The sequence below is a fragment of the Anaerosporobacter sp. genome (genome assembly GCF_965301125.1).
In genome coordinates, this window is the sequence record NZ_CBDLAM010000031.1 from 15506 (window position 1) to 16026 (window position 521).

Annotated in this window: 1 other annotated feature. The window is 34.0% G+C overall.

Features of this window, described 5'->3' with window-relative positions:
• Positions 1–66: 66 nt before the first annotated feature.
• Positions 67–263 (reverse strand) — a binding site (T-box leader).
• Positions 264–521: the final 258 nt, after the last annotated feature.

A 521-nucleotide genomic window follows, 5' to 3' on the forward strand; every position in this document is an offset into this window, starting at 1 on the left:
CTTTTATATGATAAGATGTCTAGAATAATTATCAACATAAAAAAACCTTTCACCCCATATCTAACGATATGGGACGAAAGGTTTCCGTGTTGCCACCCAAATTGCTGATTTCTCAGCCACTTCATTGTACGATAAAGGGTACGAACCTTTCAGCTCATCGCTGACAACTCCGAAAGTGGAAAGATTAATCCTTTCACCGATTCACACCAACCATCGGCTCTCTGTAGAAATTCTTTAATCGTAGCTTTCATCATCGCTATTGTTTCTTATTCACGTTACTATGCTATATATAGGTAAACGCTATACAGCACATTTTGTTACTATTATATACACAAAATCACAAAATTACAAGGGTTTTGTTCTTTTATTTAATTGTGAATTCTATCACAGATAATGTAAGCTCTCAACTTCCTAATTCTTGGTAGCCTCTTCCATTAATTGATTTGTAATCTTTTCCAATCCACCAATTTCATCTGAGCATTTTTTTATTGCTTCATTTTGAATAACTATATTCTCAGAGA